The 13,048-nt window shown below is 62.2% G+C and carries 10 protein-coding genes; 5 read left to right on the top strand and 5 right to left on the bottom strand.

Going from position 1 to position 13,048, the window contains the following annotated elements:
* Positions 1-147: 147 nt before the first annotated feature.
* Entirely contained in the window at positions 148-2,085 is a 1,938-nt protein-coding gene (locus RGV59_RS18775; RefSeq protein WP_126585543.1) for a bifunctional 5-dehydro-2-deoxygluconokinase/5-dehydro-2-deoxyphosphogluconate aldolase, read from the bottom strand.
* A 284-nt stretch (positions 2,086-2,369) separates the two neighbouring features.
* On the opposite strand from RGV59_RS18775, the gene RGV59_RS18770 reads away from it, so the two are divergent.
* From RGV59_RS18770 to RGV59_RS18760, 3 genes are all read left to right on the top strand, one after another.
* Positions 2,370-3,290, top strand: coding sequence for a MurR/RpiR family transcriptional regulator (locus tag RGV59_RS18770; RefSeq protein ID WP_017846562.1), 921 nt, complete (start codon positions 2,370-2,372; stop codon positions 3,288-3,290).
* A gap of 187 nt (positions 3,291-3,477) precedes the next feature.
* Positions 3,478-4,161, top strand: a complete 684-nt coding sequence (locus RGV59_RS18765; RefSeq protein WP_003219726.1) for a response regulator transcription factor — start codon at positions 3,478-3,480, stop codon at positions 4,159-4,161.
* Complete coding sequence (locus tag RGV59_RS18760) at positions 4,139-5,530, top strand: sensor histidine kinase (protein WP_126585542.1); 1,392 nt, start codon at positions 4,139-4,141, stop codon at positions 5,528-5,530. Before RGV59_RS18765 ends, RGV59_RS18760 begins: the two co-directional genes overlap by 23 nt.
* Before the next feature lie 80 nt (positions 5,531-5,610).
* Here RGV59_RS18760 and RGV59_RS18755 read toward each other — a convergent pair whose 3' ends face one another.
* Entirely contained in the window at positions 5,611-6,027 is a 417-nt protein-coding gene (locus RGV59_RS18755) for an SRPBCC family protein (RefSeq protein WP_126585541.1), read from the bottom strand.
* A gap of 345 nt (positions 6,028-6,372) precedes the next feature.
* On the opposite strand from RGV59_RS18755, the gene RGV59_RS18750 reads away from it, so the two are divergent.
* Positions 6,373-7,629 (top strand): hypothetical protein, encoded by a 1,257-nt coding sequence (locus tag RGV59_RS18750; RefSeq protein ID WP_102617602.1) that lies wholly within the window; start codon positions 6,373-6,375, stop codon positions 7,627-7,629.
* 71 nt (positions 7,630-7,700) lie between these two features.
* Here RGV59_RS18750 and RGV59_RS18745 read toward each other — a convergent pair whose 3' ends face one another.
* Genes RGV59_RS18745 through RGV59_RS18735 form a run of 3 tightly spaced genes read right to left on the bottom strand, consistent with a single transcriptional unit; the run spans position 7,701 to position 11,462 of the window.
* Positions 7,701-8,996 (bottom strand): NAD(P)/FAD-dependent oxidoreductase, encoded by a 1,296-nt coding sequence (locus RGV59_RS18745; RefSeq protein WP_126585540.1) that lies wholly within the window; start codon positions 8,994-8,996, stop codon positions 7,701-7,703.
* Positions 8,993-10,081: a polyamine ABC transporter substrate-binding protein gene (locus tag RGV59_RS18740; RefSeq protein WP_017846567.1), complete on the bottom strand. Its 1,089-nt coding sequence runs from the start codon at positions 10,079-10,081 to the stop codon at positions 8,993-8,995. Before RGV59_RS18740 ends, RGV59_RS18745 begins: the two co-directional genes overlap by 4 nt.
* Positions 10,082-10,103: 22 nt before the next feature.
* Positions 10,104-11,462 (bottom strand): glutamine synthetase family protein, encoded by a 1,359-nt coding sequence (locus RGV59_RS18735; protein ID WP_126585539.1) that lies wholly within the window; start codon positions 11,460-11,462, stop codon positions 10,104-10,106.
* 140 nt (positions 11,463-11,602) lie between these two features.
* Between RGV59_RS18735 and RGV59_RS18730 the strand changes: the two genes are divergently transcribed.
* The gene (locus RGV59_RS18730; protein ID WP_017846569.1) at positions 11,603-12,499 is read left to right on the top strand and encodes a helix-turn-helix domain-containing protein; all 897 of its coding nucleotides are present in this window, start codon (positions 11,603-11,605) and stop codon (positions 12,497-12,499) included.
* Positions 12,500-13,048: the final 549 nt, after the last annotated feature.

The raw sequence follows: 13,048 nt of genomic DNA, 5'->3' as shown, positions 1-13,048 counted from the left end.
TTTTCAGGTATCACTGAGATCTGCATTATGTGGGAGGGAGCTTGCTCCCGATGGCAGTGTGTCAGGCAACACTTCTGTAACTGCACCACCGCCATCGGGAGCAAGCTCCCTCCCACATTGGATTACATTTCAAATTAAGAACTGCGTTCAGCCTCTGGCACTGCACCAGGCACTGATCAATTGCTCGAAAGTGGCCCGGACTTGGCGGATCAGGGTCTCGTCATCAATCTCCCCCGCCATCCACGCGCGACTCGGCTCCTGGAAGATCGTGCGTCCCACGGCAAAACCACGGCAGGTGCGACTCTGGCTGGCTTGGCGGAAGCCCTCGGCCAGGCGTTCGGCCGACGCATTCAGGCCCAGCAGCACCACACCGCGGCAGTACGGGTCGCGTTCCTCGATCAGTTCGTCGAGTTTTGTCCAGTCCTCGGCCGACTGTGCCTCGATTTTCCACCACGCCGGGTAGATACCCAGGTTGTACAGGCGCTTGAGGCTGCGGTAGAGCACATCGGGGTAGGTCGAGGGGTGATCCTTGGGCGGGATGACTTCCAGCAACAGTTCATGCCCGCTGACCAGCGAAGCCTCGTACACCGCCTTGAGTTGCGCTTCCTGTTCCAGACGCAGCAGCGGTTCGTCATCGGGGTGGTATTGCACCAGGCATTTGATGATTTGCTCCTGGGGCCAGGCGATCAGGTTGCTGCCGATCGAGCGGCCGTGTTCGAAGGCCAGGGGCCGCGAGTTCTGCACCTCCACCGGGCGTGCGATCCACCAGCCGCGACCGCTGGCGGCGTTGAGCGCGTCCTGGCCGAAGCGCTGGTCGGCGAGCAAACCGACATCGGCCTCAATGCCCTGCCCGCGCAGCTTCTTCTCCACGCGTTCGACGGCCTGGATAAACAGCTGCTTGATCGTGCTGATGCGGCTCGGGTCCTGGCCGCCGCGTTGCGCCAGGTCGACCAATTGCCAGCGGTGGTCGAAGGCGAACACGAACAGTTGCTTCCAGGCCTTGCGTGGCACCGTGACCCGATGCAGGCGCTGCAGGGTCACGTCTTGATCGGGACGGGTGATCGGCACCGGGCTGTTGAACAGGTAATCCAGTTCGGCCGGCGTCGGCATGGCCGGTGCGCAGGCGTGGCGCGACACCACCAGGCCGCCGCAGGCATTGGCCAACTGGCTGCATCGCGCGTCGCTGGCATCGTTCAGCCAGCCGCTGAGAAAGCCCGCCATGAACGCATCGCCGGCGCCCAGCACGTTAAGCACTTCAACGCGCACGCCGGGGTAGATCGCCCCCTCGTCCAAACGGGCCGGGATCGCGCCGTGGATCACCGTGCAGCCCTGCGGGCCGAGCTTGACCACCAGGGTCGCCGGGGTCAGTTCACGGACGGTGCGCAGGGCGCTGAGCAAATCTTCACTGCCGCCGGCGATCAGGAACTCTTCTTCAGTACCGACGATCAGGTCGAAGCGCGGCAGGATGCTCTGCACGTGCTGGCTGACGCTCTGGTCGGCGACAAACCGGGTTTCGCCATCGGCCTTGCCCGCCAGGCCCCACAGCACCGGGCGGTAGTCGATGTCGAGCACGCGCTGGACGTTGTGTTTGGCCGCGTAATCCAGGGCCTGGACGCTGGCCTTGTACACAGCGTCGGTGGAGAAATGCGTGCCGGTGATCAGCAGGGCCTTGCTCGAGGCGATAAAGGCTTCGCTGATGTCTTCGGCGCGCAGGGCCATGTCGGCGCAGTTTTCGCGGTAGAACACCAGGGGGAAGGTTTCGCGGTCCTTGAGGCCCAGCAGCACCAGCGCGGTAAGGCGTTGCGGGTCGACCTTGATGCCGCTGACATCGCAGCCTTCACGGGCCAGGGATTCCGTCAGGAACCGGCCCATATGGTCGTCCCCTACCCGGCTCAACATCGCCGACTTGAGGCCCAGGCGCGCGGTGCCGAAGGCAATGTTGGCGGAAGAACCGCCGAGGTACTTGGCAAAGCTGGACACATCCTCAAGCCGCGCACCGACTTGCTGCGCATAGAGGTCGACGCCCAGGCGCCCGAGGCAAATCAGATCCAATTGACGCCCACTGGCAAAACGAGTCTGGCCCATGCTGGCTCCTGTTATTTTTATCAGCCTGCGTTGTGCCGCCGTGGCGACGGCACACGCTCTTGGTGGGAGCAGACTAGAACGTTCAGCGAGCCCAATCAATATTTATTCCATAATTATTTTTGGTAGAATATTTTTTCCAATACGTCAGCATAAGGGCACGCCAGCGACAGTGCATCGTTTCAGCCGCCCACTCGCTGGCGCATGCCGGGGTATTTTTTTGCGCCTACCCTGTAGACTTGCACCCACCATCAGCGCACCAGATGAACCCGCCAGAAGGATTGCCCATGTCCCGCACCGATCAGCCGGCCACGCCCGAGACCGCTTCCCAAGACACTCTCGCCAGCCCTGCGATCAATGCCGAACGCCTGTTGCAGCTGATCACCGACGAATACGAAAGCCTGCCACGCCAGCTCAAGCGCATCGCCAGCTACATGAGCCAGCAGAGCGATCGGATCATGGTCGACCGCATCAGCGACATCGCCCGCGAATGCGAAGTGCATCCGTCGGCCATCGTGCGGTTCTCCCAGCGTTTCGGCTTCAGCGGGTTCAGTGAGATGCAGGCGCTGTTTCGCGAGGCGTACACCCACAAGACCACGCCGGTGCAGAACTATCAGCAGCGCATCCGCAGCATGATCGCCAACAAGTCGCAGAAGGCCAGCGGCGGCGACCTGGCGCGCGAGTGTGTCAATGCCACGCTTTCGGGCATCGAGCGCCTGGGCCTGGAACTGGATGACGCGGCGTTCGAAAAAGCCGTCGACCTGGTGGTCAACGCCGACAACATCTACGTGGTTGGCGTGCGCCGTTCGTTTGCAGTGGCCGATTACCTGGTCTACAACCTGCAGCACACCAACAAGCGCATCCACCTGATCTCAGGCCTGGGCGGCAGCTACCGCGAGCAGATGCGCAGCGTGCGCGCCAATGACCTGGTGATCGCCATCAGCTTCACGCCCTACGGCAAAGAAACCCAGCACTGCCTGCGTATCGCCCAGCACCACCAGGCCAAGACCCTGATCATTACTGACAGCAACCTGTCGCCCCTGGCCAAGCGCGCGAACGCAGTGCTGTTGGTCAATGAAGGCTCGTCGTTTGCCTTCCGCTCCTTGAGCGCCACGTTGTGCCTGTGCCAGGCGCTGTTCATTGCGGTGGCGTATCGCCTGGAGTTGAAGGTGGATGAGATTCATGAGCAGGTGGGCTTCGACGACTGACGGAGGATCCGTCACCGTAGCCGCCGATTGACACGCCTTCATCGCAGGCAAGCCCGCACATCGGAGTAGGCGGGGTTTATGAAAACTGTGTCAGTTTTGCCAACATGAAGTTTTATTTAGGAAGCGTTCAGCCATTTCTTGGCAAAATGCCCACACTTCTAGTGTGAATCGCTCACCAGGTAATCCTATGACCCGCATTTTGACCATTGAGGATGACGCCGTAACGGCCCGCGAGATCGTCGCCGAGCTGAGTAGCCATGGACTGGACGTAGATTGGGTGGACAACGGCCGCGAAGGCCTGGTCCGCGCCGTGAGTGGTGATTACGATCTGATCACCCTCGACCGTATGTTGCCGGAACTCGATGGCCTGGCCATCGTCACCACCCTGCGCACTATCGGCGTGTCGACGCCGATCCTGATGATCAGCGCGCTCTCCGATGTCGACGAGCGGGTGCGCGGCCTGCGCGCCGGTGGGGATGACTACCTGACCAAGCCGTTCGCCTCCGATGAAATGGCCGCCCGCGTCGAAGTGCTGCTGCGGCGCAAAAGCACGGTCAAGGAATTCGAAACCGCCCTGCGCGTGGCCGACCTCGAGCTGAACCTGATCAGCCGTGAAGCCAGCCGCGCCGAGCAGCCGCTGAGCCTGCTGCCCACTGAATACAAACTGCTGGAATTCCTGATGCGCAACACCGGGCAGATCCTGTCGCGGATGATGATCTTCGAGGAAGTCTGGGGTTATCACTTCGACCCCGGGACCAACCTGATCGATGTCCACATCGGTCGCCTGCGCAAGAAGATCGATCCACCGGGCCTCACGCCGCTGATCCGCACGGTACGAGGTTCCGGGTATGTCATTGCTGAACCCCTCTAAGGGCTGGCGTTCCTCCAGCAGCCGCTTGCTGGCGCTGTACAGTTCGCTGTTCGTGGCCTGGAGCTGCATCCTCATGGGGGTGCTGTATTACGAGGTGTCCGGTTACCTCAGCGACCTCTCGCGCCATTCGCTGATGCAGCGCCAGCACCTGTTCCAGCGGTTCGACGGCGAAGAACTGTTGGAAGCCCTGACCACCAGCATGACCTTCGACATGAAGGGCGTGGACGCCTATGGCCTGTTCGATGAGCAATTTCGCCCATTGAACGGACCGATCCAGGCGATACCACCCGACTTGCCCCTGGACGGCAAGATCCACGCCCTGGCCAATTGCGTCGACTCCGACGACCCGAAACTGCCCAAAGACAGCTGCGACGCCGTGGTCACCCACACCGCCGATGGCCGCTGGCTGGTGCTGGTGCGCGCCAACGGTTCGCTGTTCGGCGTAACCCGGATCATCTGGCACGCGCTGCTGTGGGCGGTGTCGCTGACCATCATCCCCGGCGCCGCCGGCTGGCATTTGCTGCGCCGCCGCCCATTGCGACGGATTCGCGGGATCCAGGCCAGCGCCGAGGCCATCGTCGCCGGCGACCTCACCCATCGCCTGCCGCTGTCGAACCGGCGTGACGAACTGGACATGCTCGCCGCCATCGTCAACGCCATGCTCGACCGCATCGAGAAGCTGATGAACGAGGTCAAAGGCGTGTGCGACAACATCGCCCACGACCTGCGCACCCCGCTCACCCGCTTGCGCGCGCAGCTCTATCGCATCAAGCAACAAGCCGAACACGACTCGGCCCACGCGGTGCAGCTGGACGACGCCATCGCGGAAACCGACACGCTGATGGCGCGTTTTCGCGGGTTGTTGCGGATCTCGGAACTGGAAGACCACCAACGCCGCTCGGGCTTCCTGGTGATGGACCCACTGCCGCTGCTGCGCGAACTGCACGACTTCTACCTGCCCCTGGCCGAGGAAGGCGAACTGCAACTGGTGCTCGACACCCCGCCATCCCTGCCCTGGATCACCGGCGACCGGGCCTTGCTGTTCGAGGCCCTGGCCAACCTGCTGAGCAACTCGATCAAGTTCACCCCTGCGGGCGGCGAAGTGATTTTGCGCGCGGTCAACGATGCGGGCAGCACGCGTATCGAAGTCCACGACTCCGGCCCCGGCATCCCAACAGCGGAACGCAAGGCGGTGTTCCAGCGGTTCTATCGCGTGGATGAAAGCGACCAGCAAGGTGGGTTTGGGCTGGGCTTGTCGATTGTCGCGGCGATCATCAACCTGCACGGTTTCAATCTGGACGTTGGCACCAGCCAACGCGGCGGTGCGCGGTTGGTGCTGGAGTGTCGCCAGCAACTGATGCCCAAATAAACCAGACACGACACCGATCGAAACGGTGGGAGGGGACTTGCTCCCTCCCACATTGGGCGTCGGTTGCCCGATCGATCAGGTCAAGCCGGGAAGTTGGCGCGCAGCGCCTCAAGCCCACCGCGGTACACGCCGGCAAACAAAGCCTCCACCGCCTCGTCGGTGGTGCCCGGCAGCGGGGTGAACACGCCCGACCACGTCACCTTCGCCGACGACTCCGTCAGGGCTTCGACCCGCAACGTCGCCAGGTAGGCACTCACCGGAAACGGCGACTCCTCGATGCTGTAGCTGTAAGTGCGGGCCACGTTATCAAAGGTCTGCAAGCGCTCCACCACCACGCCGCCATCGGCGGTCTTCAGGTGACGCAGGCGCCCGCCGTCGCCCGGCTTGCTCTCGACGATCAATGGCAGCCAGTCCGGCAGCGCGTCAAAACCGCCGACCAATTGCCACACCCGATCGGCCGAAACCGGAACTTCAATGACAGAAGAAGCTGTAGGCACAATCAATACTCCAGACAATAAACAATTCAGATCGCCAGATCTGTCGCACCGACAGTTGCTGGCGACCGGGGTTGAACAATGTACGCCAGCCGATTCGTCACTTCACCCCCTATTCGTGGCGCGATGGATGCTCGAGATTGATGCCATGCCGTACCGGACCACTGAAATCATCTGCGTGCCTGGACGGCCCGCAGGGTACAAAAACACCGATGCTAACGCACAGCCACTCGTTCTGTACCTGTTAGAAATGACAGTTGTAACGCCCCCATCTCCAGCGTTTACTGGTACGCAACGGCGCCTGTCCATACGGCACCGACAGGTAAACACTCCAGGGAGGGACTCATCATGCCGCGTTATTTCAAAACCTCGATCACTGCGCTGACACTGCTCGGCGCCTCGCTGCTGTACGGCTATGGTGTAACCGCCAGTGCCGCCACATACGTCGACTCGGGCAGTGCGGCCGGGGCGCAATGTTCAACCAGTAGCGTCAACGATAGCGCGCAGGCCGTGGGCAATTGTTCATCCGCTACGGTCAGCGCCAACAGCAATCCTTGGTACGCCGCATCGCTGAGCGGCCCTCAACAGGTCTTGCCGCCGCTGGTGAACGGGCAACCGTGCAGCGTCGAGGCAATCGCTAACAGTGGCTGGATGCTGGGAAGTTGCGCCAACGCCGCCAATCTCAGTTTTGCCGTGTTCTGGAATGCAGCGACGCCCAGTGGCCTGCCGACGGCGACGGCCCCCTTGCCTGGCACCTTGCTATTTCCCCTGCTGCGACCCGCCGATGTCCAGACCGTACCCACCGCCCTGAACCCGCTAGGCGCTGCCCTGGCTCAAAGCATCAGCGCCACGTTACAGGCAACCGTGGTGCTGTATACCCCGGGCAATGCCACGCCGCAGCGCGTTTCCAGCTATGGCGACAACTGTGCCGGGGTCGACGTGAACAACACCTTGATCAACGGCTATCCCAGTGTCGTCATGAACTGTCCGGGGGCCAATGCCACGCCCAAACCCACCGTCGCCACCTGGAACGGCAGCAGCTACGTGTTGACCGCGCTGGCCAGCCCCTCCGGCGCCAGCTATTGCTGGGCGGTGGGCATGAACGATCAGCTTCAGGTGGTCGGTACCTGCGTGTTCAGCGGCGCTACCGGCGATGTGCCGCAAACGGCATTCTGGGGAACACCCAGCAGCGCGCCCCTGCTGCTGACCATGCCCCTCAATGCGCAGAATTACGCGGTGTCGATCAACAACCCCGGGCATATACTCGCGTATGGCAGGGACCCGTCGGGTTTCGAGAAAGCACTCTTTTGGCCAGACCCCACCAACTCGTTCAGCGTGCAGTCGATCCAGCCGCTGCCTGGCAGCGCCCAGACCAACGCGGTGGGTTTGGCGGATAACGACACCGTCGCCTTGAACAGTTTCGATGCCAACCAATACCCCAGCGGCGCCTACTGGGACGGCGTCAACAGCACCGTAGCGATCGCCCCGCTTTTGGGCGGACGGATGAGCCGGCTAGAGGGCATTACCCGCTCCGGGGCGATCGTGTATGGCACAGCAACCGATTCCACGCTCAACTACAGGGCCGTAGGCGCAACCTTGCCATGACGAGGAAAAGCGGTTTTTCTTGCGGCCTTAGGTGCGGCTCAATCCAACCGCCCCCGTGCGGCGGCAGCTCATCACTGCAGGGTCTCCCGCAACCGATACCACAGCATGCCCAACGCCAACAACGGCGAGCGCAACAGTTTGCCGCCCGGAAAGGTCATGTGCGGCACCTGGCTGAGCACCTCCAGGCCCTGGCTGTGCCCGGCATGGATGGCTTCAGCCAGCAGCCGCGCACACCAATGGCTCACGTTCAGCCCATGGCCGGAATAGCCCTGGGCATACAACACGTTCGGGTACTGTTTTAGCCGCCCGACCTGGGGAAAGCGGTTGGCGGTGATGCCGATCTTGCCGCCCCACTGGAACTCGATCGCGGTATTGGCCAGTTGCGGGAATACCGTGAGCATCTTCGGTTGCATATACGCGGCAATGTCCTGCGGATCACGCCCCGAATAATGGCAGGCGCCGCCGAACAACAGGCGTCGGTCGGCGGTCAGTCGGTAGTAGTCCAAGCCGACTTTCTGGTCGCACAGCGCCAGGTTCTGCGGGATCAATTGCTCGGCCAGCCCTTCCGTTAACGGTTCGGTGGCGATGATGTAGCTGCCGGCAGGCAGTACTTTGCCGCTCAAGCGCGGCTCCAACGCCTCCAAGTGTGCATTGCAGGCCAGCACCAGGTTGCTGGCGCGCACCGTGCCGCCGGCGCAGCGTACTTGCACCGTGTCGCCGTGGAGCAGTTCCAACGCTGGGGTGTGCTCGAAAATCCGCACCCCCAGGGACTCGGCGACCCGCGCCTCGCCCAACACCAGATTCAATGGGTGCAGGTGCCCGGACCCCATGTCCACCAGGCCGCCGGCATAGACCTGCGAGCCGACGACCTGGTGCATATCCTGCGGACCTACCACACGGACCTCATGGTTGTAGCCCTGCGCCAACAGGCGCTCCTGCTCGCCCTTGAACGCGGCGAACTGCGCCGCGGTATTGGCCAGTTCGCAAAAGCCCCAGCGCAGGTCGCAGTCGATACCCTGCGTGCGAACGCGTTCGCCCACCAACGTGACCGAATCAATCCCGGCCCGCTCCAGATAACGCACGCCCTCCTCGCCCACATACTTGGCAAAGCCCGACACGTCGTGGCCGATGCCGCGAATCAATTGCCCGCCGTTGCGCCCGCTGGCGCCCCAACCGATGCGCCGCGCCTCCAGCAGGATCACCGACAGCCCGCGCTGGGCCAGTTCGATGGCGGTATTGACCCCGGTGAACCCACCGCCGATCACACACACATCCGCGCTCAAGTCGGCGGCCAAGGCCGGACGCTCGGGCATGGCATTGGCCGAGGCCCGGTAATAGGACCGGGCGTGGTCGTTCGATTGGATCATTTGTCGGTCTTCACTTTGCTCCAGGCGCGGGTCATCAGGCGCATGGTCGCCGGGGTCGGCGTGGTGGAAATATAGAGTTTGTCGAGCACGGCCTGGGACGGGTACACCTCAGGGTTGTTCACCAATTCCGGGTCCATGAAGGCATTGGCTGCCGGGTTGGCGTTGGCATAGCCGACCGAGGCGCTGACTTTGGCGATGACTTCAGGGTCGAGCAGGTAGTTGATAAACGCGTGGGCTGCTTTCGGGTTGCTCGCATCGGCGGGGATCGCCAGCAGGTCGAACCACAGGTTGGAGCCTTCCTTGGGAATCGAATAGGCAATGTTCACCCCGTTCTTGGCTTCCTTGGCGCGGTTGGCGGCCTGGAACACGTCGCCGGAATAACCGAACGCCACGCAGATATCGCCGTTGGCCAAATCCGAGATGTACTTGGAGGAATGGAAGTAGGTGATGTAAGGCCGCAGCGTCAACAGCTTGGCTTGCGCCTGTTTGTAGTCTTCAGGGTTCTCGCTGCGCGGGTCCTTGCCCATGTAGTTGAGGATCGCCGGGAACAACTCATCCGCCGAGTCGAGGAAGGCCACGCCGCACTGGTTGAGCTTCTTGAGGTTCTCCGGCTCGAACAGCACCGCCCACGAATCGACATGGTCGATGCCGAGCACCTGCTTGACCTTGTCGACGTTGTAGCCGATGCCGTTGGTGCCCCACAGGTACGGCACCGAGTGCGCGTTGCCCGGGTCGTTTTTCTCCAGCAGCTTAAGCAGCTTGGGGTCGAGGTTCTTGAAATTGGGCAACTGCGCGCGGTCGAGCTTGAGGAACGCGCCGGCCTTGACCTGGCGTGCCAGGAAGTGGTTGGACGGCACCACCACGTCATACCCGGTGCGCCCCGCCAGCAGCTTGCCCTCCAGGGTTTCGTTGGAGTCGAACACGTCGTAGATCACCTTGATCCCCGTCTTGGCCTGGAAGTCGGCCAAGGTGGTTTCGCCAATGTAATCGGTCCAGTTGTAGACACTGACCGTCGGCTCCGCCTGCGCGGCGCTGCTGAATGCTGCCACCAGGGCCAGCGGGAGAAGTTTTTTCATCAGACGCATATCGACACCCCTTTATGATTGTTTAGACGCTCAACAGCAGGAACTCACGCTCCCAGGAACTGATCACACGCTTGAAATTCTCATGCTCGGCGCGTTTGACCGCGACGTAGCCGCGCACGAACTTGTCGCCCAGGTATTGCTTGACCGTCGCACACTCCTCCATACGCACCAGCGCATCCTCGAGCGTGATCGGCAGGCGCAGGTTGCGCCGTTCATAGGCGCGGCCTTCCACCGGCGCGCTCGGCTCAATCTTTTCGATCATGCCCAGGTAGCCACACAACAGGCTAGCGGCGATCGCCAGGTACGGGTTGGCATCCGCGCCGGGCAGGCGGTTTTCCACGCGCATGGCGTCGGGGTTCGATGTCGGCACGCGCAGGCCGACAGTGCGGTTTTCTTCGCCCCATTCCACGTTGACCGGCGCCGAGGTGTCCGGCAGGAAGCGGCGGAACGAATTCACGTTGGGCGCAAACATCGGCAGCAGCTTGGGGATGTACCTCTGCAGGCCGCCGATGTGGTGCAGGAACAGCGTGCTCATCTGGCCGTCGGCGTCGACGAACACCGGCTTGCCCGTGGCGATGTCGACCACGCTCTGGTGCAGGTGCATGGCGCTGCCCGGCTCGTCGGCCACCGGCTTGGCCATGAAGGTCGCGGCGACGTTGTGCTTGAGCGCGGCTTCGCGCAGGGTGCGTTTGAACACGGTGATCTGGTCGGCAAGATCCAGGGCGTCACCGTGGCGGAAGTTGATTTCCATCTGCGCCGGGCCGTCTTCGTGGATCAGTGTGTCGAGGTCCAGGCCCTGGGCTTCGCACCAGTCGTAGACGTCTTCGAACAGCGGGTCGAACTCGTTGGCGGCGTCGATGGAGAACGACTGGCGACCGGTTTCGGCCCGCCCGGAGCGGCCGACCGGGGTTTTCAGCGGCAGGTCCGGGTCATCGCAGCGCTGGGTCAGGTAGAACTCCATTTCCGGCGCGACAATCGGCTGCCAGCCCTGCTCGGCGTAGAGCTGCAGCACCTTTTTCAGCACGTTGCGCGGCGACAGTTCGATGGGGTTACCCTGCTTGTCGAAGGTGTCGTGGATCACGATGGCGGTCGGTTCAATCGCCCATGGCACCACGTAGGTGGCGTGGGCCACCGGGCGGCAGACCATGTCGATGTCGGCCGGGTCGAGCAGGTCGTAGTAGACATCGTCGTCGACAAAGTCCCCGGTTACCGTTTGCAGCAACACACTTTCCGGCAGGCGCATGCCTCGCTCATGCAGGAACTTGTTGGTGGGCGCAATCTTGCCGCGTGCGATGCCAGTCAAATCACTGACCACGCATTCGACCTCGGTAATCTTGTGTTCTTTCAGCCAGGCGGACAGCTGATCGAAGGGGGCGTTCATAAGGACCTCGTCATGGGTGGGAGACTGCACCGGCTTGTACTCCTGGCGCATTGAGGTCTATCTTGGGCTCGCCGCGCCACGGCATCTATCCACTTTGCTCCGAACACAACGCACCAATAGAGTGCGAGCAGGTTCCCCCCATGACACAGGCAACCGCTTTGCGCGTACAGGCCTTCACCACCGGTGATGTGGCCGCTCAATGCCGTGCAACACCCGGCTGGGTGCAGCACTACCAGCAGATGTCCCCCGGGCATTTTGCCGGGCAGATTCGCTACCTCGACCTGCACGGCGTGGAGGTCTACGAAGAGAGCATGAACACCCGGGTGGAGCAGCATTTCAACGCGCCGCCGGGGGCCCTGGCGTTCTGTTTCGACGGCAGCGACAACACGCTGTACCTGCTCAATGGCGAGAGCCGCAACACCTGGATCACCCCGGAGAACTACCGTGAAGTGGCGGTGGTATTCGGGCCGCAGTTCGTGCAGCGCCATCGGTTGGATGTGGCGAAACTCGAAGGGTTGTTCATGGCGCCGCTGACCTGCCAGCAGAATGCGTTATTCAGCCGCTGGCTCAGTGGCACGCTCACACGGTTGTCCGGCACCACCGACCCGATCAGCCGCGATGCCCTCACCCAGCAGTTGCTCGACGATTGCCTGTTCATTCTCGACAACGCCTGCGTATGCCTGGACCGCCAGTCATTGCAGCGCCGCAGCGAAGAGCGCCGGCTGATGACGCGCATCGGCGAATGGGCGGTCGATGCACCGGATGACACCGTCAACCTGCTGGAACTGGCGCAGATCGCCGGCGTGCCGTTGCGCCAGTTGCAACAAGGCTTCAAGACCTACACCGGAATGAGCCCGGCGCAGTGGTTGCGTTTGCGCCGCTTGAACGGGGCGCGGCGGGAGTTGTTGAGTTCAGCCGCGGCCACAGTGGCGCAAGTGGCGATGAACTGGTCGTTCTGGCATTTGGGGCGGTTCTCCAATAGCTACCGGGCGTTGTTCAAGGAGCTGCCGAGCGAAACTCTCAAGCGCGCCGTTTGAAATGCACTCTAAATGGTGGGAGGGAGCTTGCCGCCGATGGCAATGGGTCAGTCACCAGGAATATTGACTGAGACACCGCTATCGGGGGCAAGTCGAATCGTCGCACCGCCCCTCCCACATTGGATTGCATCAAGGCTGGGCGTTGAGGAAGGTTGCCATCAACGGGTTGACCCGCTCCGCCGCCTCCAACTTTTGAAATGCACTCTAAATGGTGGGAGGGGGCTTGCCCCCGATGGCAATGGGTCAGTCACTAGGAATATTGACTGAGACACCGCTATCGGGGGCAAGTCGAATCGTCGCACCGCCCCTCCCACATTGGATTGCATCAAGGCTGGGCGTTGAGGAAGGTTGCCATCAACGGGTTAACCCGCTCCGCCGCCTCCAACTTTTTAAATGCACTCTAAATGGTGGGAGCGGGCTTGCCCCCGATGGCAATGGGTCAGTCACCAGGAATATTGACTAAGACACCGCTATCGGGGGCAAGCCCCCTCCCACATTGAGATATTCGTCGGCCTGAGATCAGCGGTAAGCGGTCGCAATCCGTTCGCG

It is taken from the genome of Pseudomonas sp. FG1 (assembly GCF_034313875.1).
Classification (GTDB): Bacteria; Pseudomonadota; Gammaproteobacteria; order Pseudomonadales; family Pseudomonadaceae; genus Aquipseudomonas; species Aquipseudomonas veronii.
The sequence above is the reverse complement of the archived record's forward strand: the minus strand, read 5'-3'. Positions and strand labels throughout refer to the sequence as shown.

What these genes read in the sequence shown, in the direction of transcription:
- RGV59_RS18775 (WP_126585543.1), bottom strand. Translation starts at nt 2,085, where the DNA reads ATGGGCCAGACTCGTTTTGCCAGTGGGCGTCAATTGGATCTGATTTGC.
- RGV59_RS18770 (WP_017846562.1), top strand. Translation starts at nt 2,370, where the DNA reads ATGTCCCGCACCGATCAGCCGGCCACGCCCGAGACCGCTTCCCAAGAC.
- RGV59_RS18765 (WP_003219726.1), top strand. Translation starts at nt 3,478, where the DNA reads ATGACCCGCATTTTGACCATTGAGGATGACGCCGTAACGGCCCGCGAG.
- RGV59_RS18760 (WP_126585542.1), top strand. Translation starts at nt 4,139, where the DNA reads ATGTCATTGCTGAACCCCTCTAAGGGCTGGCGTTCCTCCAGCAGCCGC.
- RGV59_RS18750 (WP_102617602.1), top strand. Translation starts at nt 6,373, where the DNA reads ATGCCGCGTTATTTCAAAACCTCGATCACTGCGCTGACACTGCTCGGC.
- RGV59_RS18745 (WP_126585540.1), bottom strand. Translation starts at nt 8,996, where the DNA reads ATGATCCAATCGAACGACCACGCCCGGTCCTATTACCGGGCCTCGGCC.
- RGV59_RS18740 (WP_017846567.1), bottom strand. Translation starts at nt 10,081, where the DNA reads ATGCGTCTGATGAAAAAACTTCTCCCGCTGGCCCTGGTGGCAGCATTC.
- RGV59_RS18735 (WP_126585539.1), bottom strand. Translation starts at nt 11,462, where the DNA reads ATGAACGCCCCCTTCGATCAGCTGTCCGCCTGGCTGAAAGAACACAAG.
- RGV59_RS18730 (WP_017846569.1), top strand. Translation starts at nt 11,603, where the DNA reads ATGACACAGGCAACCGCTTTGCGCGTACAGGCCTTCACCACCGGTGAT.